The organism is Synechococcus sp. CCY 0621 (assembly GCF_019038465.1).
In the GTDB taxonomy this organism is placed as follows: domain Bacteria; phylum Cyanobacteriota; class Cyanobacteriia; order PCC-6307; family Cyanobiaceae; genus Cyanobium.
Map to the genome: position 1 here is coordinate 46,121 of NZ_JAFKRH010000005.1, position 21,768 is coordinate 67,888.

Genomic DNA, 21,768 nt, shown 5'->3' on the forward strand with positions numbered 1-21,768 from the left:
GTTGCCTGTTTGTCGCGGGGTGACCATTGTTGCCGTCTCCCCGCCGTGGATCGGCTATTCCGTCAACAGCTCACCTTCCGCAGTCGCATGGGTAAGAAAGACAAAAGTGGTGCCAAGGTCAAGGCCGAAAAGCCCAAAGCGCTGAGCGGCAAGGGCAAGTCCGAAAAAAAATCCGGCAATGCGCACCGATCCGGCGGGATCAGTGAGGCGGATCTCTACCACCCCTCTCCCTTTTTCGACGACCTCGCCAACCATCCAGAAGGCCGTCACAGCAAGCTGGACCGGAAGTTCTACGAGAAGGAACTGGCCCGGCTGCAGGTGGAGCTCGTCAAGATGCAGTACTGGGTGAAGCATGTGGGCTACCGCATGATCCTGCTGTTCGAAGGCCGTGACGCCGCCGGCAAGGGCGGCACCATCAAGCGGATCACCGAGCCCCTGAACCCCCGCGGCTGCAACGTGGTGGCCCTTGGCACCCCCTCCGACCAGCAGAAGTCGCAGTGGTACTTCCAGCGCTATGTCGAGAACTTCCCTTCAGCCGGGGAGATCGTGCTCTTCGACCGCAGCTGGTACAACCGGGCCGGCGTTGAGAAGGTGATGGGCTTCTGCGCGCCGGAGCAGGTGGATGAGTTCATGCTGTCCTGCCCGGAATTCGAGCGCATGCTCGTGCGCAGCGGCATCACCCTGATCAAGTACTGGTTCTCCGTCAGCGACGATGAGCAGGAGATCCGTTTTCGCTCCCGTCTCGAGGATCCGGCCCGGCGCTGGAAGCTCAGCCCGATGGACCTGGAATCCCGCGATCGCTGGGTGGAGTTCTCCCGGGCCAAGGATGAAATGTTTGCCCACACCAACATCCCGGAGGCTCCCTGGTTCACGGTGGAGGCCAACGACAAGCGCCGGGCCAGGCTCAACTGCATCCGCCATCTGCTGAGCAAGGTCCCCTACGAGGACATGACCCCGGCCGCCATCGAATTGCCCCCCCGCAAGAGCGGCGGCGACTACCAGCGGCCCCCGATGAACGAGCAGTTCTTCGTTCCTAACGCCTACCCCTGAAGCTGCTGGCCAAGCCGCCAGCGGCCCCCCAGCAGCTCCAGCCAGATCAGCACCACCAGCCAGTGGATCAGCACCGGCGGCCAGATCGAGCCGGTAGCGAGGTACGCGATCACGCAGACCACCCCCAGCAGACTGGCCAGGAGCAGGAACCGGCCGTCATCGAACAGGTGCCGTCCCTGGGGATACCAGAGCCTGCCGGCCAGAGGATGCCAGGCTACGAACAACCCCACACTCAGAGCCCCCCAGGCGAGGCTGTCCCAGACGCCCAGACCTTCGAGCGGGTGGGGCATCAGGGCCGCGCGGAACAGGGTTTCTTCGATCAGGGACGGGGTCAGCAGCAGCACGATCGCCTGACGCACCACCACCATGGGCCGCAGCCTCGCTCGCTGCGCCGGCAGGAATCCCGTGCCACGCCCCAGGGCGAGGGCCACGGTGGCGTAGCCCCCCAGCAGCAGGGCGCCCAGGGCCAGCCCGCGAACCGTGAGGGGGGCGAAGTACGCGTCCATCAGGCGGGGCAGGACCACCCCCACCACAGGCAGCTGGCCCAGCAACTGGGTTGGAGCCAGGGGGGCCAGGCGCTCGTCGGCCCCGGGTAGTTGGTTGGTGCGCACCAGACGCAGGCGGTCGCCATGGCGCAGGAACACCCCGGCCATCTCATCGTGGGCCCGGCGGGGCAGCATGGAGCGCCAGCTGAGCACCCCGTCCCACAGGCTGCGGCTGGCCTTGAACCGGTCCGGGCCATCGCCCGGGGTGTCCATGAGCGAGGCGTTGTGGCGCCAGTCTTCGCGCACCATGCCGAAGGGGGTCAGCAGGGCATCGAGGGCCTGGGCCAGCGACGCCAGACGGGGTAGTTCACGGCCGTCCAGCGCCCGGCGTCGGCGACGCAGCTGGTCGATGGCGATCCAGAGGGCCTGGCTGGAATCCTGCACGCAGGAGATGGCCGGACTGACCAGGGATACACCGCTGCCGTCGCCGCTGCGGTAGCGGGCCATCAGCACCTCCGCCTGGATCGCCAGTTCCTCCAGCAGCCGGGGCTCGGTGCGTACCAGCACATCGGAGATCGGACGGGTGCCCAGCCAGCCCCGCTGCAGGTTGCCGGTGTAGGCACTCCAGTCCTGGCTGCCGGAGACGATGCCGTTGGGGTTGTTGGCGTAGATCTGGTGGTAACGCAGCTCGAAACGGGGCTGGCCCGTGAAGGGATCGACCACCACCCGGGCGGCGCCAAAGGCGAAATGGCCCGTGACCGTGAAGCCGCTGATCGGCTCGCCCTCGGGGCCACCGATGCCGCCGAAGCTGTGGATCACCAGGGAGCGGTCGCCGGGCTGCCACGGTGTTTGGTCACCGCCAGGGAGCAGGTCGACCCGGTTGGCGCGGCCGCGGCGGGTCTGGTCGTCGCTCCAGTTGACCCGGTTGATGTGGTTCAGCCCGGCGGTGGTGCCCCGCAGGAGCTGGTCGCTCGCCAGGGAGGTGAGCCGGCGGGGCTCGAGGGCCTGGGCGGTGAAGGTGCCGGCGCCATCTGGTGCGCCGTAGAGATACCAGCCATCGGCGCCCGCTGGTGTTTCCAGCAGCCCCTCCGGATCGAAGAAGCGCCGGCCGTGGCGATCGGGTGGCTGGCGGGGCAGTCGCACGGTCTCGATGGCGCCGCTGAAGCTGCCCCGGCGCCGGTCATAGTGCTGCACCCGGAAACGCTCAGGATCGGCAGGATCGCGGGAGAGCAGTTGCACCAGGCCCACCCAGCGGCCGGTGCTCTGCAGCGGCGGACGGCCGATGCGCAACACGGGCTCTCCGTCCCGCTGATCGAGCTGCACCGCCTCTAGCGCCACGGTGATGTCGTCGTGGGGGTGGGCCCCGGCCAGGGACTGCAGCGGCCCCACGTCAGCGCGGCCGTTGAGCCGGGTGGGAACCACATTGCCCTGCTGGGCCGCCAGGCGGGCCTCGGCCCCGAGCCGCACCGGCGTTCGCACATTGCCCACCAGGGCTTGCAGCTTCGGGTCGTCCAGCCAGCCCAGACGCAGACGCTGGCCGATCAGGTCGTCATGGCCGGCCGGGGCCTGCTCCACCTCCAGCCACACCCAGTCTTCGCCGCCCTGGGCCATGGCGGCGGCAGGGGGAAGAATCAGCCGCCCAAACCAGTCGCCGTGGGGGCGGTAAAGGGCCGGGTCCGGCCGACGCTCCAGGGGGTAGTGCGCCGGACGGTTGAAGGGGGCCCGCCAGGCCAGGTCATAGCTGGTGGGGGGTGGCGGCCCCGCCTGGGCCAGGGCCGCCCTGGCCAGGGGCAGGGACAGCAGCGCCAGGGCGGCGATGGCCAGCAGGATGGCAGGCCAGCGGCGGCGGCGCTGGGGACGCCGCCTCAGCCCTGGCTGTGGCAGGGGCAACAAGTCGCTAGCTCCCCCCCTCGCGGTGGATCGCCAGAGCGGCCAGCACCCCCCCGGCGAAACCGGAGGCGTGGCCGATCCAGCTCACCCCCGGGGGACTCAGGAAGGGCAACAGGCTGGGCAGGGCCCCCCCGTAGGTGAACAGGGCCGTGAGTGACAACAGGATGGAAAGTGGTCGACGCTCCAGCCAGCCGATCAGCAGCAGGTAGCCCAGCAGTCCGTAGATCACCCCGGACAGGCCATGGCTGGCCTGGTGCCAGAACAGCCAGACCGGAATGGCCGTGGCATAGACCCCCAGCCACACGGCCAGGTAGTCGCCGCGGCTCTTGGCCAGCACCAGCCAGGAGAGGGGCAGGAACCAGAGGCTGTTGCTGATCAGGTGCCCGAAACCGCCATGGCTGAAGGGGGCTGTGAGGACGCCGAGGAAGGGCCCCCCCGGCACCATCGGCAGGTTCCAGCGCCCCCCGAAGACCAGCTGGTCGATGATCTCCTGGATCCAGGGCACCGCCAGGATCAACAGGGGCAGCACGGCCACACCCTTGAGATGGGACAGGCTGCGGTCGAGCCGCTGGGCGAGAGATCCGGCCATGGCCGCCGTCGGGTGGGCAATGCGTTGCGCGCCTGTCCTAGCTCCCCAGCGGACCGCGCAGCAGCCACCACCACAGCGGAACCGAGATCAGGGCCAGGGCGGTGCTCCACAGCACCAGAGCCGCCACCGCTTCCGCCGCCCCCTGCTGCTTGGCAGAGGCCACCTCCTGCCGCCCCACGCCGGCCGCTTCCGTCAACAGCAGCACCGAGACGGCGGTGGGTGCCGCCGCCTGCAGCACCACCGCATCCCGCAGCAGGGACGGCAATCCCAGCAGGCTGGCCAGCAGCAGCATGGCCAGGGGCAACGCCAGCAGCTTGCCCGCCAGGGCCACCCCCAGCCCGGGGGGGCTCTCAGGGCTCGGATGGCGACGCCGCAGCACCAGAGCCAGCCGCATCCCGACCATCGCGAGGGCCACCAGCACCACCAGGCGTGCGGGCCACCACAGCCACTGGGCCAGCGTGGCGCTCCAGGGGGTCTGGTGCACAACCATGGCGAGCCCCAGACCCCGGATGGCCGGGCTGGTGGCCAGGCCCCGCAGCTGCTGGCGAAGGCTGCCGGCGCGCCGGTCCACCAGCAGCGGGCCAAGGCTCCAGGTGATCAGGGTGGCCATCAGATCGAAGGCGATCGTGAAACCGATGGCCTCGGCGGGGAGCAGGGCCAGCCCAACAGGGAGTCCCCAGTAGGCGGTGTTGCCCACGATGCAGCCCAGCTGCAGGCTGCCGTCGGGAATCTGGTGGCGCAGGGCCGGCAGGCGCAGCAGCAGCAGCCCCAGTCCCGAGGCGGCGGCGGCCATCAGCGCCGCCGTGAGCAGGTTGGCCTGGAAGCCTGCGCGCAGCAGCAGGGCCACCAGGCTGATCGGGATGCCCCAGGCAATCAGCGGTGGGGCCAGCCTCCCCGGCAGCCCAGGGAACCGGAGCCCCAGCACCAATCCGATCCCCAGGGCCGGCACCAGTTCGAGCAGGAAGCGCAGCACCAGCCCTCCCCCAGCTGCCGGGCCTCCCACGATGGCGGCCCTGGGCCTCCAACGCTGCCTAGGGTCGTGGCACCCCCATGGTTCCCAGGTTCCCGATGCAATCCCCCATGCGCTCCGGCGCAGATAACGGCTTCGGCGGCCTCTGGCAGCTGATCTTCGCCGCCGTGCTGGGAGGACTGGTGCTGCTCACCCAGACGGTGTTCATCGTGCCGGCGGGCAGCGTCGCCGTGGTCACGACCCTCGGCAAGGTCACGGGCGCGCCGCGGCAGCCGGGGGCCAACTTCAAGGTCCCCCTGGCCCAGAACACCTCCCTCTTCGATGTGCGTACCCAGGTGCGGCCGGAGCAGTTCTCCACCCTCACCAAGGACCTGCAGGTGATCCAGGCCACCGCGACGGTGAAGTACGCCATGAAGCCCGCCGAGGCGGGTCGCATCTACGAAACGATTGCCACCGATGACCAGCAGATCTATCCGCGGGTGATCCAGCCGTCCCTGCTGAAGGCCCTCAAGTCGGTGTTCTCCCAGTACGAACTGGTGACCATCGCCACCGAGTGGAACTCCATCTCGGAACTGGTGCAGGAGAAGGTGGCTGAAGAGCTGCGCAAATTCGACTACGTGACCGTCCAGGGCCTGGATCTCACCGGCCTGCAGATCGCCGAGGAGTACCGCGCCGCGATCGAGCAGAAGCAGATCGCCGAACAGCAACTGTTGCGGGCCCAGACGGAGGTGCTGATCGCCGAGCAGGAGGCCAAGCGGTACCAGACCCTCAATTCCAGCCTCGACGACCAGGTGCTCTACAAGCTGTTCCTCGACAAATGGGACGGTCAGACCTCGGTGGTGCCGGCCCTGCCAGGCGCGTCCGGCGGCGGCAGCCCGGTGATCGTCAACGGTCGTCGCTGAATCCGCCCCCCATGGCTGAAGCCATTCTCGACGTGGATCTGCTGGCCTTCGAGCGGGGCAGCCAACGGGCCAGGGAGGCCGTGGTCGATGGCGTCAGACGCAGTCTGGCCACTGGTTTCGTCTACACCAACAGCGATCTCCCCGTCGATCTGCTGGATTCCGCCTACGACCTCCTGCAGCGGTTCTTCGCTCTGGAGACTGGGGCCAAGCGGCGCTTCCGCGCCCCGGGCGCCAGCGGCCAGACCGGCTACACAGAGCTGCTGGTGGAAACCGCCGCCGGCAGCGCGCATCCCGACTGGAAGGAGATGCTGAACTGGTCGGCCCCGTTGCCGCTGGGCCATCCCCTGCGGCAACGGTTCCCGGAGCTCTATCCCGAGCAGGTCCTGCCGGAGGCGGCGGTGCCCGGCATCACGGCCCTGCTGGCCGAGTTCCACCGGGCGATCGCCGATCTGCAACGGCGTTTCCTGCGGGTGATCGCCCTGGCTATGGGCTGCGCCGAAGACTTCTTCGAGGAGATGGTGTCGGAGGCCCCCACTCTCACCCGGGCCCTGCGTTACCCGCCCATGGCCCAGGCCCCGGCGCAGGGCCATCACTGGGCGGCGGCCCATGGCGACATCAACCTGATCACCGCCCTGCCGCGGGCCACGGGACCCGGCCTGCAGGTGCGGGTGGCTGGGGAATGGCTGGAGGCGGCTCCGCCGGAGGGGCGGGTGATCATCAACACAGGGCTGATGCTGGAGCGCCTCTCCAACGGCCGCATCCCCACCGGCTGGCACCGGGTGCTGGCGCCGGCAGGGGCCACCGATGAGCGTCACAGTGTCGTGCAGTTCTGCCATGCCAGGCCCTGGACAATCCTGGCTCCGGTGCCGTCCTGTTGCGGGCCCGACCACCCCCAGCGCTACAGCGCCATCCGTGCCGCTGATGCCCTCGAGGAGGTGCTCTACCGCATCAATCTTCTGGAGAACGGGATGGCTGCTGGTGCAGAGAACGGCTGATCCCGAGTCCCCCCTCGCCCATCAGTTCAACGATCCAGGGGGCGGGGATCCGCTCGATATCGCCGGTGTCGATGTTCAGCACCCGGGCGAAGTCCGTCGGGCCCGGGCCACTCAGGTCGCAGATCCGGCCGATGAACCAGGGCCGGCCGGCCATGGCCACCACGGCCAGATGGCCCGGACGGGCTTCACGGAAGCGTTGGGGGTTGGCCCGCCTGAGGGGGGCCACTGCGGGATCGATCTGACCGGGTGCCATGGCTGAGCCTTGGTACACCTGTACTGTAGCCGAGTCGCGTCGAAGCGCCAGGGGCGTGGGGAAGCGCATAGGCTGGGTCCATTGCGCGACGACAACCATGGCCGAAATCGGCAGGGAAGACGGCGACCAGACCTTTCACTACGAGCCCCTGGAGCGATTCGGGGAGGGGCTCACCTCATCCCGCCGCTGGAACCTGACCGCCCTGGCTGGCGTGGAGCGGCTCAACGGGCGTGCGGCAATGCTGGGTTTCGTGGCGGCCCTGATCGGCGAAGAACTCACCGGCAAGGGAGTCCTCGGGCAGCTGGCCCTGACGCTGCGCTGGCTGCTGGGCTGAGGGGTGAGTCCCTAACCACTGGAGTGCGGCTCCAGGGCCGGCGACCGTTCCGGTCGACGGCGGCCCCCGCCGTGGCATGGGGTGCCTTCATGACGAGCTTCCATGAACAGCTCTGTGGTTTGCCTGGAAGGTCGAAGCAAGGGCCAATCGAGACATGACGATGCAAGACAGTCACCATCCTCTCTACATCCTGTTGATCAGTATTCATGGCCTCATTCGAGGTGAGAATCTGGAATTGGGTTGTGATGCCGATACCGGTGGCCAGACGAAATACGTGGTGGAACTCACCAGGGCTCTGGCTCGACAGCCATCCGTTCGTCAAGTGGATCTCATCACCCGACGCATCCAGGATGCAGGGGTGTCAACGGACTATGGAATACCGGTGGAGACGCTGGAACCCAAGGCGCGCATCATTCGCATCACTGCCGGACCAGAGCTCTATATCCCGAAGGAGGAACTATGGGGCCATCTCGATGCCTTCACCGATGAGCTGTTCGCCTGGCTCCATCGACAGCCTCGCCTGCCGGATGTGTTGCACAGCCACTACGCCGATGCAGGCTATGTGGGCGTTCGCCTCTCCCACCTCACGGGATTGCCGCTCATCCACACCGGCCACTCTCTGGGACGGGACAAGCTCCGCCGGCTGCTTGCCCTCGGATTGACCGTGGAAGAGATCCAGCAGCGTTACAAGATGTCCGAGCGGATAAGTGCGGAAGAAGACGTATTGAACAGCGCCAATCTCGTGATCACGAGTACCCACAATGAGATCGAGGATCAATACGAGCTTTATGACTGCTACACACCGGAAAAGATGTCAGTCATTCCGCCGGGTATAGATCTGAATCAATTTCACCCTCCCGATTCTGATTTTGGGCCAGTCGCGTTTTCCGACACCCTCAATAAACATCTCAGGGAGCCTGGAAAGCCAATGATTCTGGCACTTTCAAGGCCGGATCAACGCAAAAATATTGCGTCGCTCTTGGAAGCTTATGGACAATCAACACGTCTCCAGCAGCTTGCTAATCTTGTCATTGTTGCTGGCAATCGTAATGATATCCGTGAACTCAATGAGGGTGCACAGGCTGTCCTCACCGAGCTGCTTCTTGTCATCGACTGCCACGAGCTGAATGGACTTGTTGCTCTGCCCAAGCACCATTCCTCCCAAGACGTGGCGGACATTTATCGGCTGGCAGCCTTCTCGAAGGGTGTGTTCGTCAATCCTGCCCTCACCGAGCCTTTTGGCCTGACTCTGCTTGAGGCGGCGGCCAGTGGACTGCCGCTCGTGGCGACGGAGGTCGGCGGACCGGTGGACATCATCGGCAATTGCAGCAATGGGTTGCTGATTGATCCCCTTGATGAGGATTCCATTGCCGGTGCCCTGCTCAGGATTCTGGAGGATCGAGAGCTTTGGTCAACGTTTTCAGCCAATGGACTGAAGAATGTTGCCATGTTCTATTCCTGGGAGGCTCATGCCAAACGCTATCTTGAGATGGTGAACAATCTTGCGTTTCAGAGCCGTGTTGTTGCCCGACCGGCTCCCCTCTCCAGGGTCCCGGCTGTTCAGACACGCACCTGTGCGATCTTCACGGCCATCGATAACACTTTGCTTGGCGATCCCGAAGCTCTTTCTCTGTTCGTGAAGCTGATGCGGGAGCAACACCGCAGGGTCCTTTTTGGTATTGCCACCGGTCGACGTCTTAACTCGGTGCTCAAGATCCTGAAGGTCCATTCCATTCCGATGCCCGATGTGCTGATCACCAGTTTGGGTACTGAGATCTATACCCCACCTCAGTTGACCACAGACATCTCCTGGAATTATCACATTGACCACCTGTGGACCCCCCAGGTGATCAGACGCCTCATGGACACACAGCCGGGCCTAACCCTGCAGCCGAAGGAACATCAGACGCGTTTCAAGCTCTCCTATTTCTACGATGAACAACAGGCTCCCGCCTTGGAGGAGATTCTCACGCTGCTGCGTCAGCATGAGCTTTCTGCCCATACCAGCCTGTCCTTTGGCCAGTTTCTCGACTTCGTACCTGCCCGTGCCTCCAAAGGTCAGGCCCTGCGTTATGTCGCCAACCAGTGGAAGATCCCCCTGGAGCGTGTTCTGGTGAACGGTGGATCACGGGGCGATGAGGACATGTTGAGGGGTAAGACTCTGGGGGTGGTAGTGGACAGCCGACACCGGGAGGAGCTCGCCCAACTCAGTGACTCTGAGCGTGTGTATTTTTCTTCAGGCTCCCATGCCTCCGGTATCCTTGAGGCCATCGATCATTATGACTTCTTCCAGTGATTGCCTGGGCTCCGGCCCAACGCCGCCGCGGCGGCTGCTTGTTTGCACGGATCTGGATCGCACCCTGCTCCCCAACGGGGAGCCTCCGGAATCACCGGGAGCTCGAGCGATGTTTGCCCGTATGGTCGCCCAGCCGATGGTGACCCTGGCCTATGTCAGCGGCCGGCATCTGGCGTTGGTTGAAGAGTCGATTCAGAAGTATGGACTTCCTGAACCGGACTGGATCATTGCGGATGTCGGCAGTTCGATCTATTCGCGGGATGCCCATGGCTGGTCCCTGCTGGCTCCATGGTCACAGCTCATCGCTGCCGATTGGCATGGGTTCACGGCAACGGATCTGGCGGATTGGCTCTCGGGACTTGCGGGGTTGGTGTTGCAGCCGGACGACAGGCAGAACAGCCTGAAGCTGAGTTACTTCGTTTCCCTGGATGTCGATCGGCCGAGATTAATGCAGACCATCACGACCCGGCTTGCTGAGCGGAGCTTGAAGGCGAATCTGATCTACAGCGTCGATGAGCAGGTGGCGATCGGCCTGCTGGATATCCTGCCGCAGCGAGCCAGCAAGCTCGATGCGATTGAGTTCCTCATACGGCAGCAGGGTTTTGTTGCTGAGCAGACGCTGTTTGCCGGTGACAGCGGCAATGACCTTTCGGTGCTGACCAGTTCGTTGCCCGCGGTGCTGGTGGCCAATGCCCACCCTGATGTGGTGGCACAGGCCACCGTGGCGGCCAGGCATCAAGGCACGGCAAATCGTCTGTATCTCGCCAGGGGTGGGTTTCGAGGCATGAACGGCAACTACAGTGCCGGCATCCTGGAAGGGATGGGTCACTTCCATGCTGATGCCCTTCGGGAGCTGGATTGAGCAGATGTTGACGCCTCGTCCGATCACTGTTTTTGGAGAAGTTCTTTTCGATTGCTTCCCGGATGGCACGGAGGTTCTCGGGGGTGCCCCATTCAACGTGGCCTGGCATCTGAGGGGCTTTGGCCTCTCTCCATCTTTCGTCAGCCGGGTTGGAACGGATGCTCGCGGCGAGGCGATCCGATCCGCCATGGCCTCCTGGGGATTGGACACGGCGTTCCTGCAAAGCGATCGCTCCCATCCCACCGGCCAGGTGCGGGTCAGCATTGAGGAGGGTGAGCCCCACTACGACATCGTGCCGGAGAGCGCTTATGACGTCATCCAGTTACCGGAAGTCCGGACGCTCCCTGCCACGGGACTGCTTTATCACGGCACCCTGGCCCTGCGCCATTCCGCGTCGGCCGCGGCCCTGGCCTCCCTCAAGGCCCTGCATCGGGGCAGAATCTTCCTGGATGTGAACCTGCGCAGTCCCTGGTGGTCGCTGCCCATGGTCTTCCCGTTGCTGGATGATGCTGATCACGTCAAGCTCAATGCTGCGGAGCTGGCCCTGCTGGCGACGGACCCTCCGGCGGAAGAGGACGGGGCAGGCCTTGCGGCGGCCATGCATCGTTTCGCCGAACGCCACCATCTGCAGACCCTGATCGTCACCCGTGGCGCCTTGGGAGCTCTGTTCTGGAGCGAGGGTGAGATTGTCGCCGTTGGCGCCGCCACTCCCACCCAGGTGGTCGACACGGTGGGAGCCGGAGATGGGTTTGCGGCCACGGTCCTGCTTGGGCTCAGCCAGCAGTGGCCCCTGCAGAAGAGCCTTGTGCATGCCCGTGACTTTGCTGCGGAACTGGTGTCTCGCAGGGGGGCAACGATTGACGATGCAGGCGTTTACAAGGCCTTTCTGACGGCATGGAGTTCAAGCTGAAGCGATGTACGAACAGATCTCCCACTCGCTGCTGAATTCCATTCTTGACGATCTCCGTCCCGAGATTCGTCGTCAGGATCTGCGCCACTTCTACACCAGGCTGGGTGCCAACTTTTACGCCATCCATTCCCTGTTCGTCACCCTCTACGGTCACCGCGACGACTTCAAGTTCCAGCTACTGCGCCTTGTTGAGACGATGGCACGTGGCTACATTGATCGATCGCGGGAACTCGAGACTCTCGATATTAAGAGAGAAGATGACTACAACTGGTTTCTCTCCCAGAAGTGGGTGGGGATGGCCGTGTACTCCAATGGCTTTGCCGAGAATCTACCTGATCTGGAAAGCAAGATTGGCTATTTCCAAGAGCTTGGGATCAACATGGTGCATATCCTGCCCATCTTGAGGTGTCCAGCTGGCAAAAGTGATGGTGGCTACGCAATCAGTGATTTTCGTCAGATTGACGAGAGGGTCGGTACCATCGCCGATCTACGCCACATCGCTGAGGAGTTCAGGAAGCGAGACATTCTGCTGGTTCTGGATATTGTTCTGAACCATACGTCGGATGAGCACGAGTGGGCGAAGCGGGCGATTGCTGGAGAGCAACACTTTAAGGATTATTACTATATCTATGACAGCAGGGACATCCCTGATGTCTTCGAGCAGAGCATGCCCGAAGTCTTTCCGGAGTCAGACCCCGGCAATTTCACTTGGAACGAGGAGATGGGTCAATGGGTCATGACCGTGTTTCATGACTACCAGTGGGACCTGAACTATTCCAACCCAGCTGTATTCATAGAAATGCTGGATGTGCTGTTGTTCTGGGCCAATCAGGGTGTGGATGTCCTGCGTCTTGATGCCGTTGCCTTTCTCTGGAAAAAGCTTGGCACCACCTGTCAGAACGAACGTAAGGCCCATCTGATCCTGCAGCTGATGAAGGACTGTTGCCAGGTGACCGCGCCCGGGGTGCTGTTCATTGCTGAGGCGATCGTGGCGCCCACCGAGATCACCAAATACTTCGGCGAAGATGCGATCGTGGCCAAGGAATGCGAAATCGCCTACAACGCCACTTTGATGGCCTTGCTGTGGGACAGCGTGGCCACCCGAAACACCAAGCTGCTGTCGCAGGGGCTCAAGAATCTGCCGAACAAGCTGGAGCGGGCCACCTGGCTGAACTACGTTCGCTGTCACGATGACATCGGCTTCGGCTTCGATGATCAGGACATCGAGCAAGTGGGCTATGAACCCCGGGCCCACCGTCGCTTCCTGATCGATTACTTCAAGGGTGATTTCGATGCGATTCCCCGGGGCCTGGCCTTCATGCCCAACGACACCACTGGAGATGCGCGGATCTGTGGGTCGCTTGCTTCCCTGGTCGGCCTGGAATCAGCGCTGGAGTCAAAGGATCAGAAGCTGATCGCCACGGCTATCAGTCGCATCCTGCTCATGCATGGCATCATCCTTTCCTTCGGTGGCATTCCACTCATCTACAACGGCGATGCTCTGGGCGTCCTGAACGATTACAGCTTCTACGACGACCCCAGCAAGCGCAACGACAGCCGCTGGGTGCACCGCCCGAAGATCAACTGGGCCAAAGCAGAGCTCAGAAGGAAGCAGGGAACGGTGGAGTTTTCCATCTTCTCGGCCATGAAGAAGATGATTGCCATCCGCAAGGAGATTTCTGCCTTCGCTGATTTCAATAACCGTGAAATTCTGCATCTCGATAATCAGCACCTTCTAGCCTTCGTGCGCTTCAATCACCTGAGACCTTCGGAGCTGGTCCTGGTGGTGGCCAACTTCAACAACCAGCCCCAGTTTTTCGACCTCGACAGCCTGGTGCCCTCGGTGTTCAGCAGCCTCGACCGCCTCATCGATCTCCATTCAGGCCGCAGCCCGTCCCAGTCCTCCAGCCGCATCGTGCTGCAGGCTTACCAGTTCTATTGGCTGTCCAAGACCTGAAGCCCCCACGCTCGATGGCTCCACTGTCCATGCGCGTCGCCACCCCCGTTCTGCTGGCCCTCCTGCTGGCCTCTGCCGCCGCGGCCGTGACGACGGTGACCGTGGAGCGGCCCCCCGGGGCCGGTGCCCCTGCGGCCCCGTCCCAGCCGCTGCCCCCGCCGTTGACGACACCCATGGTGTCGTCCCGTTCCTACCCCCGGCTGCCCCAGGACCCTGCCGCCATTGCTGCCGAGCTGGCGGCCCTGGAGCCGGCCCTGCGTGCGACGGCCACACCGGCCGATCAACTGCCCGAACTGGCCCACCGCCAGCAGGTGATCTACCGCCGGCTCGCCACCGATCCGGCCCTGGCGGCTCGGGTGCGTGGGTTCCTCCCCGTCCGCTGGCAGGGCGTCCTCGACCGTCACCTGGCGGCCCGCCGCGAGTTCCTGGCCATGCACCGGAGTGGGCCGCGTTCGGCCGTCGTTCCCGCCTGGCGGATCATTCCACCGGAGCCTGCGGCCAATCTGCTGCGCTACTACCGAGAAGCCGCGGCCACCACCGGCATCCCCTGGCAGGTGCTCGCCGCGGTGAACCTGGTGGAAACGGGCATGGGCCGCATCGATGGGGTTTCCGTCGCCGATGCCCGGGGACCGATGCAGTTCCTGCCCAGCACCTGGGCCCAGCGCGGCATCGGCCAGGGGGACATTCGCGACCCGGAGGATGCGATCCATGCCGCCGCCCGCTACCTGGTGCGTCGGGGGGGCCTCAAGGACATCCGCCATGGGCTCTGGGGGTACAACAACAGCAACCGCTACGTGCGGGGTGTGCTGCAGTACGCCGAGCTGCTCCGCCAGGACCCCCAGGCGTTCACAGGCCTCTACCACTGGGAGATCCACTACAACTCCGCCGCCGGTGACCTCTGGTTACCGGTGGGCTACAACCAGCCCAGACCCTTGCCGGTCAGCACCTACCTGAAGCGCTTTCCCGGGTCGGCCCCTCCCGGACGCTGACGCACCCTGCCAGCATGGAGCGCCCCTTTGGCCCTGGATGACCCAGCTGCAAGCGATCAACATCGCCAAGGTGACCACCATGGTGGCGCTGCTGATCCCGGCCCTGGTGCTGGGGCTGGAGTCTCCCAGAGTGGTGATCTACCTCTCGCTGCATCTCAGCTACTGCCTCTGGTGGCTGCTCGAGGACGTGCTGTTCCCCTGGCGTTCCCGCCATCTCTTCACCGAGGTGGTTCAGCCGCTGCAGACCGCCATGGTGGTGCTCTATGTCGGGGTCTTCTATGCCCTGCCGGGCTGGCTGGCGATGGCCAACGACCAGCCCCTGCAGCCGCTGACCATCGCCCTGGGGCTCAGCTTCTACATCTTTGGATCGCTCCTGAACACGGCAGCTGATGTGCAGAAAGGAACGGCCAAGGAGCTGGGCGCCACCCTGGTGGCGGACGGGGCCTGGCGCCGTGTCCGCCATGTCAACTACCTGGGCGACTTGCTGCGCTACAGCAGCTTTGCGGTGATCGCCGGTTCGCTCTGGGCCTGGTTGCTGCCCGCTTCAGTGCTCGCGCTGTACCTGCCGCGCATGATCCAGAAGGAGCTCTCGATGGCGAAGCGCTACCCCGGTTTCGAGGCCTACCGCCAGAGCAGCTGGTGGCTGGTGCCGGGTGTCATCTAGGCGTCAGCTGAGGCCGCGACCAAGCAGCACGTCCCTGGCGCCGTTGACGGCCTGCATCGTGTCGTGGCGGCCGCCTCGGTCAGGGTGATGCTCGGCGGCGGCCTGCTTCCAGGCCACGGTGACGTCCGATTCGCGCAGCCGTCCCGACAGGGCCAAGCCAAGTCTGGAGCGGGCTTCAATCGCCTCAAGGCCTGGACTGCGGCCCAGAGGCCCGTGGTCGGCGGCGGAGAGGCCCGTGCCTTTCTTGCGCCGTCCCTTGGTTCCAGCAGGTTTGGCTTTGCCATCGGAGCGCATGGCAAAGCCTTTTTTGGGTGGGTCCTGGGGACCTTCCTCGGCGGGGCTGCTGGCCGTTGCCGGTCGGAGTGACACCAAAGAAACGCGTGGGTCGAACAAGGTGCGAGCCATGGGTTCAGGTGCCAGCTCGGCCGGTGCGTTGGTGGGTGGGCGTGCCTCAGACCGAGGCGTCGAGGGCGGGGGCCAGATCGATGCTGAGTTCGGCCAGCAGATCGGCAGCCAGCTGATCGCTGGAATCGGTGCTGATCTCGGCAGACTCAGGTGCCATCATCGCTTCAGGTGCCTGACCACGGCCGCCAGCCATCGCCGGGGCGAAAAAAGCGAGGGCCAGACCCACCATCAGGGCGAAAAAGAAGGACAGGGCTCGCATGGGCCAGGGGGCAAATCAAACCTGTCCTAACACCGCTCTGGTCATTGCCGCTGTCCTGACGGGAAGATGGCTCCATGGCCAGCCGTGTTCCCTCCCCAGACCCGTCCGTGGTGTATGCGGGATTCTGGATTCGCACGGCCGCCTCGCTGATCGATTCGGTGCTGATGCTGCTCATCACGGCCCCCTTTCCTTTGCTGCTCTTTGTCCTTCCCAGCGAAACGGCTGTGCTTGGACTCAGCACGGTGTTCTCGGCCCTGCTGGTGATCCTGTTCTGGCGTTGGAAGCAGGGCACCCCCGGCAAGTTGCTGTTGCGCCTGCGGATCGTGGATGCCGATGGCGGCGCTGAGCCTGACCTGCGCCAATGGTGCCTGCGTTATGTCGGCTACGTCCTGTCCACCGTGCCCCTGCTGCTGGGATTCTTCTGGGTGCTCTGGGATCCCCGCTGCCAGGGATGGCACGACAAGCTCGCCGGCACGGTGGTGATCCATGCACCCCAGCGGCAAGCCTCGGTTTCCCGTCCCAGGACGTAGGCCGGGAATGCTGGTTCTGGATCCTCTCCCCTGCCGTCCTTGGCCATGACCGCTGCTTCTCGCGATCCCCTGGATGAGGCGATCGCTGCCCGCCGGAGCCAGGACCCCCTGGTGGGCGCCAAGATCGGCGCCGAAGAGGTCAGCCGCCGGCTGCTGCAGGCCATGGCCACGGACAAGGGCGTGCATGTCGAATCGCTGCTGGCCGTTTGCGGCGCCCTGGCGGGCCACGCCTGGCAGGCGAGCCTGAGGGCCCGCGCCCGCGCGGTGGGCCAGATGGAGCCGGAGGGACTGCACGTGGTCGGCACCCAGAACGGGGGCTCATTCCTTGTTGGTGAAGGGCTGGCCCAGGGGCTGTTCCAGGATCGCTACTCCACCTGGGGCCTGGCGGCCGCCGCCGCCCAGCAGGCGGGTTGCTCGGCTTTGCCGGATCCGATGGCGCTGTGGCGTCACGGCATGGACAGCCTGGGCCAGGACAGCTTCGGTGTGCCGCAGGTGCCCAGCCGGCACAGGCCTTCGCCGGACTCCCTGCAGTCGTTGGCGAGCCTCTGGCCGGCCCTGCTGCCGATGGTGCTGCGCTTCTGCCCGGACCCGGCGGAATGGCCGATCCTGTACGGCCTGCTGGCCCAGAAGGCCATCACCATGGGACGGGAGGTGATTGATCCCTGTCTGGCCCTGCGGATCGTGATGGACACCGCCATCGCCAACGCCATGGTGATCCTGCCGGAGGCCACGGAGACTCCTGCCGGGACCTGAGTTGTCCACCGAACGGCGGCGATGCCTTGGCAGCAACGCCAGGGGGCGTTACCAAGGCCTTCACGGCTCTATGGAACAAGGCGGATGGCCTCCCGGTTTCGACGCGTTCTGAGCGCCCTGGCATGGCCCTGGCTGGTGCCGTTGTCGCTGCTGCCGCTGCCTGTGCTGGCCACGGGCGAGCTGCCGCCCCGGCCGACGGAGGTTCCTCTGGAGGTGCCGGTGGGGGAACTCGGACAGAACGACCGCCTGCCGGAGTCGCTGCGCGACCGCTACCGGCCGGCCGCCACCGGGGCGGTCCCGGCCCTGCAGGCCGGGGCCCTCGGCTACCCCCTGGGGCAGCGCCCCACGGAACAGGCCTCCTTCGGCTGGCGGCTGGCCGACTCCCGCAACGCCTGGCGGATGCACACCGGTCTCGATCTGATCGTCCCGGAGGGTACGCCGGTGTTCTCCGTGCTGCCGGGCACCGTGCGCCTGGTGGATGAGGTCGGTGGCTACGGGCTGCTCGTGGTGGTCGACCATGGCCTGGGTTGGCAGAGCCTTTACGCCCACCTGCTGGATGTGGCGGTTCTGCCGGGCGACACCCTGGCCGCGGGCCAGAGCCTCGGTCGGGTGGGCAGCAGCGGCTCGGCCAGCACGGCCCACTTGCATTTCGAGTGGCGCCAGAGGCGGCAGGGGCGACTGGTGGCCGTGGACCCCTCGCCCCTGCTGCAACCGATCGATACGGGAGCCTCCGTGGCGGGACGGGCGCCCCTGCCGCCGCTGCCCTGAGCCCCTGGGCCGTTCCCCTCCGAGCCGTGCCGTTCAGGGCCTGTCCGGATCCAACGGCAGTCCCTTCAGGGCCAGGGCCAGGCGCCGTGCTCCCAGCAGCAGGGGGTAGAGACGCTCGCTGCGGGATGGACCGCTGAACAGGGGAACCAGCAACCGCAGCAGGGGATCGCTGGGGCGCATCAGGCCGCACAGGTGCCGCACCGCGTCGGCCCCGTGCCAGGCCCTCTGCGCCTGGAGCAGAACCGCCCCCTTCGCCAGTGGCAGGCCCCGCGCCCGCAGATCCCGGCGCAGGTCTGTGTCGGCCCGCCCATCGACGATGCGCAGGTTGGCAATGCCGCTGCGCAGTTCACTGCTCAGGGCGAAATGGCGGCAGAACGGACAGCCTCCGTCGTAGACGAGCAATAGCGTCTGGTCCGCATCCAGCGATCGGGCGGATGGACCGCTCAGCGCAGAGGGGGTGGGCACGGTCAAAGGCCAGGGTATGGGGTGCGTCGATCCAGGTCTTGATTCTGCTATCCGCGGCGGTTCAACGTTGCGGAACGCCCGCGGTCGTCTTTCGGCAAGTCCTGACATGTCACCGGATTCTGTGGCCCACGCCACCATCCGATCCCCCAGAACCGCTAAATCTTCTGCCACTGGATGATGGAACAATGCTTACACCCAGCACCCGTCTGCGGCTGCAGGACATCATCGGCAGAATCGCCGATTCGCAGCCGATCAGTTTAAATGAGCGGATCTATGTTCAGAAGTTCGCTGACCGCGATGCCAGCGTCTGGAGTTGGTTGCGCCGGGCTCAGCGGAAACAGCGACGGGGGGAACCCGACACCGATCTCGAACGCTTCATGGCGCAGATGGATCTGGGGGAAACCAGTGACACCAAGGCGTTCGATCCCAGTCGGGACGACCTGGGCGACTGGTTCTCCGGTGCGCCGAACTGGCTGCGGCGGAGCTGAGTGGTTCCGAGACGGTACAAACACTCATTGCCCAGTCTTCGTCACATCGGTAACTGACAACCGACCCTGGCCGTGTGTGGATGTCAGAGACGGGATGAGGGCTGCCATGAACACTTTACTTTGTAGCTATCGCAACTGTTCCGAACGCATGCGGATCATCCGTTGCTGTGGGCCGGATGATTTCTTTCTCGAAAGGGTTGTTTTCCCGTTTGAGGTGCTTACCTTTCACTGCCCCCCATCCAGTGATGTGGAGGTCTGGGCGAAAGATTCGGTGGGCGTCGTGCTCAGCGAGCAACTCTCCGCCGATGCCATGGCCATGCAGCAGGATGAAGCGTTGCCTTCGCCTGAATGGTTGCCCCAGGTCCCGAGCCGAGCGGTGGGGGTCAAGGGGAATGCCAGTTCGGTGTGCCTGCTGCCTCGCTGAAGGTCGTCCCACGGGATACAGCTGCACCGGCGCCAGGCTCCGGCACCGGCCTTGTTTGCAGTGCCGCTTACCGGGAGCACGACACGGGAGCCTGGCATCCGGAATGCCCTGCTCGGGTGGACGCCGTGATCCAGGGCTTGGAGCGCGCCGGTCTGCTGGGCCGGTGTCAGCTGATCTCTCCGCGCCCGGCCACGGACCGGGAGCTGTTGCGCTGCCACACCCCGCAGTATCTGCAGCGGGTTCAAGAAGACATCCTGGCGGGCCGCGACCAACTCTCCACCGGCGACACGGCCATCAGTCCCCACTCCGAGCGCACCGCCCGACTGGCCGCCGGCGGTGTGCTGGCGGCGGTGGAGTCCGTCATGGAGGGGAGAGTGCGCCAGGCCTTTGCGGTCGTCAGGCCTCCGGGGCACCACGCCAGCGCCACCCGGGGCATGGGTTTCTGCCTTTACAACAACGTCGCCATTGCCGCCCGCCATCTCCAGGCGGTGCATGGGCTGGCGCGGATCCTCATCGTCGACTGGGATGTGCACCATGGCAACGGCACCCAGGACATCTTCTGGCGCGATCCTTCGGTGCTGTTCTTCAGCAGCCATCAGGACCCGTTCTACCCGGGATCAGGTACCCGGCGGGAGCAAGGCGAGGGGCCCGGCCTGGGCTTCACCCGCAACTGCCCCCTGCCGGCCGGCACGACGGGCCGGCAGCTGCTGGCGGCCTGGCGGCAGGAGCTGGTGCCCCTGGCCGTGGCCTTCTCGCCGCAGTTCGTGCTGATCTCGGCGGGCTTCGACTCAAGGGGCGGTGATCCCCTGGGAGATTTCCGGCTGGAGGATGGCGATTTCGCCGCCCTGACCCAGCTGATGCTTGATATCGCCGCGGAGACGGCGCAGGGGCGACTGGTGTCCGCTCTGGAGGGGGGCTACGACCTCTCCGGCCTGGCGTCTGCCAGTGCTGCCCACGTGGCCACGCTGCTGGGGATTGGCGCTACCGGCTGCAACGCCACCAGAGCCAGCCCTCACGGTTGATCAGCAGGCCGATCACCACCATGGCCAGCATCAGCACGATCTGATCGATCCGGGCGTCGGGCACCAGGATGTCGGCCGCCAGATGGGGGATGTTGGTCAGGGTGTACACAACGCTGAGCCAGAAGTGACCGAGGCTCCAGCGGCGCCAGCGGCGTGGGTAAGCCGGATCGCTGGCGGCGTAGGCGATCAGCACGATCGCCGCCAGGGGCAGCAGGAAATAGGCCAGCATCGCGCCGAACAGCAGCGGCAGCTGGGCGGCCTCCACATGGCTGTGGATCTCCGGCGAGATTCCGTGGAACAGGGGCATCAACCCGAGGTCGACGTGGAACAGCATGGCCAGCAGCCAGGCGATCCAGAGGCTGCGCAGTCGCAGGGCGTGGTCGATGGCACCTGCCATGAAGGCGTTGCAGGGCTCTTCAAGTCTGGATCGCCGTTCCACCCATGGGACCGGAAAGGGTCGGTTCGTTGCCGAGCTCCTTACATTGGGCTGGCGGTGCATGGGTTCTGCCCCCCAGTCCGCTCTTCATGACATCGTCCATCTCCACCCTGCCCAAGACTGCCGTGGCCACCGGCCCCGCCGGCAGGGCCATGGCCCAACCCATGGACGCCGGGCTGCTGGAGGGGCTGCAGGAGCATCTGGGCCTGGAGCGCAAGGCCAGCGCCGCCTACTGGGCCATGGCCCTCTGGTTCGCCGAGCGGGAACTGCGCGGTTTCGCCGCCTACCTGATGCAGGAATCCCATGGGGAGCAGCACCATGCCGCTCTGGTGGCCGACTACCTGATCGCCCGCGGTCAGACGGTCGATCTGGGTGCTCTACCTGCCCCTGGCCAGCAGTGGAGCGATGCAGAGGCGCTCCTGGCCGACGCCTTCCGCCTGGAAGCCGACGTCACCACCTCCCTGCAGCTCCTCTATTCCATGGCCGAGCGTGCCGGGGATGTGCGCAGCACCGTCTTCCTTGACCCCCTGATTCAGGGCCAGATCGCTGCTGAGAACGAAGCCGCTCACCTGCTCGGTCGGGTCCGCTTCGGCCGTCTGGAGGCGGCGTCGATGCTGCTGATCGATGGGGAACTGGCGGCGGCCCAGAAGCCGGCGGCCGCCCTGGCCTGACCGGAGCCGCGCCCCTCCCAGCCCTTCAGCTGGGCAGGGGCCTGCTGGCAAGCTCCAGCAGGAAGCTCGCCCCGAGGGGATCGCGCAGGGGCAGGCCCGCCATGGTGCGAGCCAGCCCCTGGATGGCCAGTCGGCGCTGCTGCAGGCGTGCCGCTTCCCTGCGGAGGCGCAGGTGCAGCTGGGCGTCGCGGCAGCTGGACAGATGCCCGTCCAGCTGCCGCCAGCTCTGGCGCAGGGCGCCCATTTCGCGGCAGAGGCTGCCGATCAGGCTGTCGGAGGTCTGGGTGGTGCTTGGCATCACGTGTCAGGCGGCCAGGGGAGCGCCATCGACCAGGGCCGGCGCCAGCCGCAGGCCGGTTTCACCACTGGGGACCTGCAGCAGTTCGGCGGCCCGGATGCGG

The 21,768-nt window shown here is 65.4% G+C and carries 26 protein-coding genes; 17 read left to right on the forward strand and 9 right to left on the reverse strand.

Features of this window, described 5'->3' with window-relative positions; genetic code table 11:
- The first annotated feature begins 87 nt into the window (after positions 1-87).
- Positions 88-1,050 carry a polyphosphate kinase 2 gene (ppk2, locus tag KUG43_RS00945; RefSeq protein ID WP_216905282.1) on the forward strand — a complete coding sequence of 321 codons (963 nt, stop codon included), beginning with the start codon at positions 88-90 and terminating at the stop codon, positions 1,048-1,050.
- Here ppk2 and KUG43_RS00950 read toward each other — a convergent pair.
- Genes KUG43_RS00950 through KUG43_RS00960 form a run of 3 tightly spaced genes read right to left on the reverse strand, consistent with a single transcriptional unit; the run spans position 1,041 to position 5,017 of the window.
- Positions 1,041-3,425 (reverse strand): CPBP family glutamic-type intramembrane protease, encoded by a 2,385-nt coding sequence (locus KUG43_RS00950; RefSeq protein ID WP_286194267.1) that lies wholly within the window; start codon positions 3,423-3,425, stop codon positions 1,041-1,043. The two genes, ppk2 and KUG43_RS00950, sit on opposite strands and share 10 nt — an antisense overlap.
- Before the next feature lie 7 nt (positions 3,426-3,432).
- The gene (locus KUG43_RS00955) at positions 3,433-4,014 is read right to left on the reverse strand and encodes a rhomboid family intramembrane serine protease (RefSeq protein ID WP_216905262.1); all 582 of its coding nucleotides are present in this window, start codon (positions 4,012-4,014) and stop codon (positions 3,433-3,435) included.
- Between the two features lie 37 nt (positions 4,015-4,051).
- The gene (locus KUG43_RS00960) at positions 4,052-5,017 is read right to left on the reverse strand and encodes an AEC family transporter (protein ID WP_353617883.1); all 966 of its coding nucleotides are present in this window, start codon (positions 5,015-5,017) and stop codon (positions 4,052-4,054) included.
- A 65-nt stretch (positions 5,018-5,082) separates the two neighbouring features.
- Between KUG43_RS00960 and KUG43_RS00965 the strand changes: the two genes are divergently transcribed.
- Complete coding sequence (locus tag KUG43_RS00965; RefSeq protein WP_216905284.1) at positions 5,083-5,886, forward strand: prohibitin family protein; 804 nt, start codon at positions 5,083-5,085, stop codon at positions 5,884-5,886.
- A gap of 11 nt (positions 5,887-5,897) precedes the next feature.
- On the forward strand, positions 5,898-6,881 hold the full coding sequence (locus KUG43_RS00970) for an isopenicillin N synthase family dioxygenase (protein WP_216905263.1): 984 nt from the start codon (positions 5,898-5,900) through the stop codon (positions 6,879-6,881).
- Here the strand turns inward: KUG43_RS00970 and KUG43_RS00975 are convergent.
- Positions 6,835-7,134 (reverse strand): hypothetical protein, encoded by a 300-nt coding sequence (locus KUG43_RS00975; protein ID WP_216905264.1) that lies wholly within the window; start codon positions 7,132-7,134, stop codon positions 6,835-6,837. The two genes, KUG43_RS00970 and KUG43_RS00975, sit on opposite strands and share 47 nt — an antisense overlap.
- Before the next feature lie 97 nt (positions 7,135-7,231).
- Here KUG43_RS00975 and KUG43_RS00980 point away from each other — a divergent pair, with 97 nt between their 5' ends.
- From KUG43_RS00980 to KUG43_RS01010, 7 genes are all read left to right on the forward strand, one after another.
- Positions 7,232-7,468, forward strand: coding sequence for a chlorophyll a/b-binding protein (locus KUG43_RS00980; protein WP_216905265.1), 237 nt, complete (start codon positions 7,232-7,234; stop codon positions 7,466-7,468).
- A gap of 154 nt (positions 7,469-7,622) precedes the next feature.
- Positions 7,623-9,764 (forward strand): HAD family hydrolase, encoded by a 2,142-nt coding sequence (locus KUG43_RS00985; RefSeq protein ID WP_286194268.1) that lies wholly within the window; start codon positions 7,623-7,625, stop codon positions 9,762-9,764.
- Positions 9,748-10,626, forward strand: a complete 879-nt coding sequence (locus KUG43_RS00990; RefSeq protein ID WP_216905286.1) for an HAD-IIB family hydrolase — start codon at positions 9,748-9,750, stop codon at positions 10,624-10,626. Before KUG43_RS00985 ends, KUG43_RS00990 begins: the two co-directional genes overlap by 17 nt.
- A 4-nt stretch (positions 10,627-10,630) precedes the next feature.
- Complete coding sequence (locus KUG43_RS00995; protein ID WP_286194275.1) at positions 10,631-11,536, forward strand: PfkB family carbohydrate kinase; 906 nt, start codon at positions 10,631-10,633, stop codon at positions 11,534-11,536.
- Positions 11,537-11,540: 4 nt separating this feature from the next.
- A complete protein-coding gene (locus KUG43_RS01000) occupies positions 11,541-13,493 on the forward strand; it encodes an amylosucrase (protein WP_216905266.1) in 1,953 nt (650 codons plus the stop codon).
- Between the two features lie 14 nt (positions 13,494-13,507).
- Complete coding sequence (locus tag KUG43_RS01005) at positions 13,508-14,482, forward strand: lytic transglycosylase domain-containing protein (protein WP_286194269.1); 975 nt, start codon at positions 13,508-13,510, stop codon at positions 14,480-14,482.
- Between the two features lie 37 nt (positions 14,483-14,519).
- Complete coding sequence (locus KUG43_RS01010) at positions 14,520-15,146, forward strand: methyltransferase family protein (protein ID WP_216905267.1); 627 nt, start codon at positions 14,520-14,522, stop codon at positions 15,144-15,146.
- Positions 15,147-15,149: 3 nt separating this feature from the next.
- Here the strand turns inward: KUG43_RS01010 and KUG43_RS01015 are convergent, their stop codons facing one another.
- Positions 15,150-15,551, reverse strand: coding sequence for a molecular chaperone DnaJ (locus KUG43_RS01015; protein ID WP_286194270.1), 402 nt, complete (start codon positions 15,549-15,551; stop codon positions 15,150-15,152).
- A gap of 46 nt (positions 15,552-15,597) precedes the next feature.
- Positions 15,598-15,810, reverse strand: a complete 213-nt coding sequence (locus KUG43_RS01020; RefSeq protein ID WP_216905268.1) for a hypothetical protein — start codon at positions 15,808-15,810, stop codon at positions 15,598-15,600.
- Positions 15,811-15,884: 74 nt separating this feature from the next.
- Between KUG43_RS01020 and KUG43_RS01025 the strand changes: the two genes are divergently transcribed.
- The 3 genes from KUG43_RS01025 (at position 15,885) to KUG43_RS01035 (ending at position 17,861) form a co-directional block, all read left to right on the forward strand.
- Positions 15,885-16,340 carry an RDD family protein gene (locus tag KUG43_RS01025; RefSeq protein ID WP_216905269.1) on the forward strand — a complete coding sequence of 152 codons (456 nt, stop codon included), beginning with the start codon at positions 15,885-15,887 and terminating at the stop codon, positions 16,338-16,340.
- Positions 16,341-16,385: 45 nt separating this feature from the next.
- Complete coding sequence (locus tag KUG43_RS01030) at positions 16,386-17,093, forward strand: hypothetical protein (RefSeq protein ID WP_216905270.1); 708 nt, start codon at positions 16,386-16,388, stop codon at positions 17,091-17,093.
- An 84-nt stretch (positions 17,094-17,177) separates the two neighbouring features.
- Positions 17,178-17,861, forward strand: coding sequence for a M23 family metallopeptidase (locus KUG43_RS01035; protein WP_216905271.1), 684 nt, complete (start codon positions 17,178-17,180; stop codon positions 17,859-17,861).
- Positions 17,862-17,894: 33 nt separating this feature from the next.
- On the opposite strand, the gene KUG43_RS01040 is transcribed toward KUG43_RS01035, so the two are convergent.
- On the reverse strand, positions 17,895-18,326 hold the full coding sequence (locus KUG43_RS01040; RefSeq protein WP_353617886.1) for a DCC1-like thiol-disulfide oxidoreductase family protein: 432 nt from the start codon (positions 18,324-18,326) through the stop codon (positions 17,895-17,897).
- A 185-nt stretch (positions 18,327-18,511) separates the two neighbouring features.
- Between KUG43_RS01040 and KUG43_RS01045 the strand changes: the two genes are divergently transcribed.
- The 3 genes from KUG43_RS01045 to KUG43_RS01055 all read left to right on the forward strand — a co-directional run bounded on the left by KUG43_RS01045 (position 18,512) and on the right by KUG43_RS01055 (position 20,260).
- On the forward strand, positions 18,512-18,814 hold the full coding sequence (locus KUG43_RS01045; protein WP_216905273.1) for a DUF8638 family protein: 303 nt from the start codon (positions 18,512-18,514) through the stop codon (positions 18,812-18,814).
- 106 nt (positions 18,815-18,920) lie between these two features.
- Complete coding sequence (locus KUG43_RS01050; protein WP_216905274.1) at positions 18,921-19,238, forward strand: DUF1830 domain-containing protein; 318 nt, start codon at positions 18,921-18,923, stop codon at positions 19,236-19,238.
- A gap of 125 nt (positions 19,239-19,363) precedes the next feature.
- Positions 19,364-20,260 carry a histone deacetylase family protein gene (locus KUG43_RS01055; RefSeq protein ID WP_353617887.1) on the forward strand — a complete coding sequence of 299 codons (897 nt, stop codon included), beginning with the start codon at positions 19,364-19,366 and terminating at the stop codon, positions 20,258-20,260.
- On the opposite strand, the gene KUG43_RS01060 is transcribed toward KUG43_RS01055, so the two are convergent.
- Positions 20,220-20,657, reverse strand: coding sequence for a hypothetical protein (locus KUG43_RS01060; RefSeq protein ID WP_216905276.1), 438 nt, complete (start codon positions 20,655-20,657; stop codon positions 20,220-20,222). The genes KUG43_RS01055 and KUG43_RS01060 overlap by 41 nt on opposite strands.
- Positions 20,658-20,785: 128 nt before the next feature.
- Here KUG43_RS01060 and KUG43_RS01065 point away from each other — a divergent pair, with 128 nt between their 5' ends.
- Positions 20,786-21,367, forward strand: a complete 582-nt coding sequence (locus KUG43_RS01065) for a ferritin (RefSeq protein ID WP_216905277.1) — start codon at positions 20,786-20,788, stop codon at positions 21,365-21,367.
- Between the two features lie 25 nt (positions 21,368-21,392).
- Here KUG43_RS01065 and KUG43_RS01070 read toward each other — a convergent pair whose 3' ends face one another.
- A complete protein-coding gene (locus KUG43_RS01070) occupies positions 21,393-21,665 on the reverse strand; it encodes a hypothetical protein (RefSeq protein WP_216905278.1) in 273 nt (90 codons plus the stop codon).
- Between the last annotated feature and the right edge of the window lie 103 nt (positions 21,666-21,768).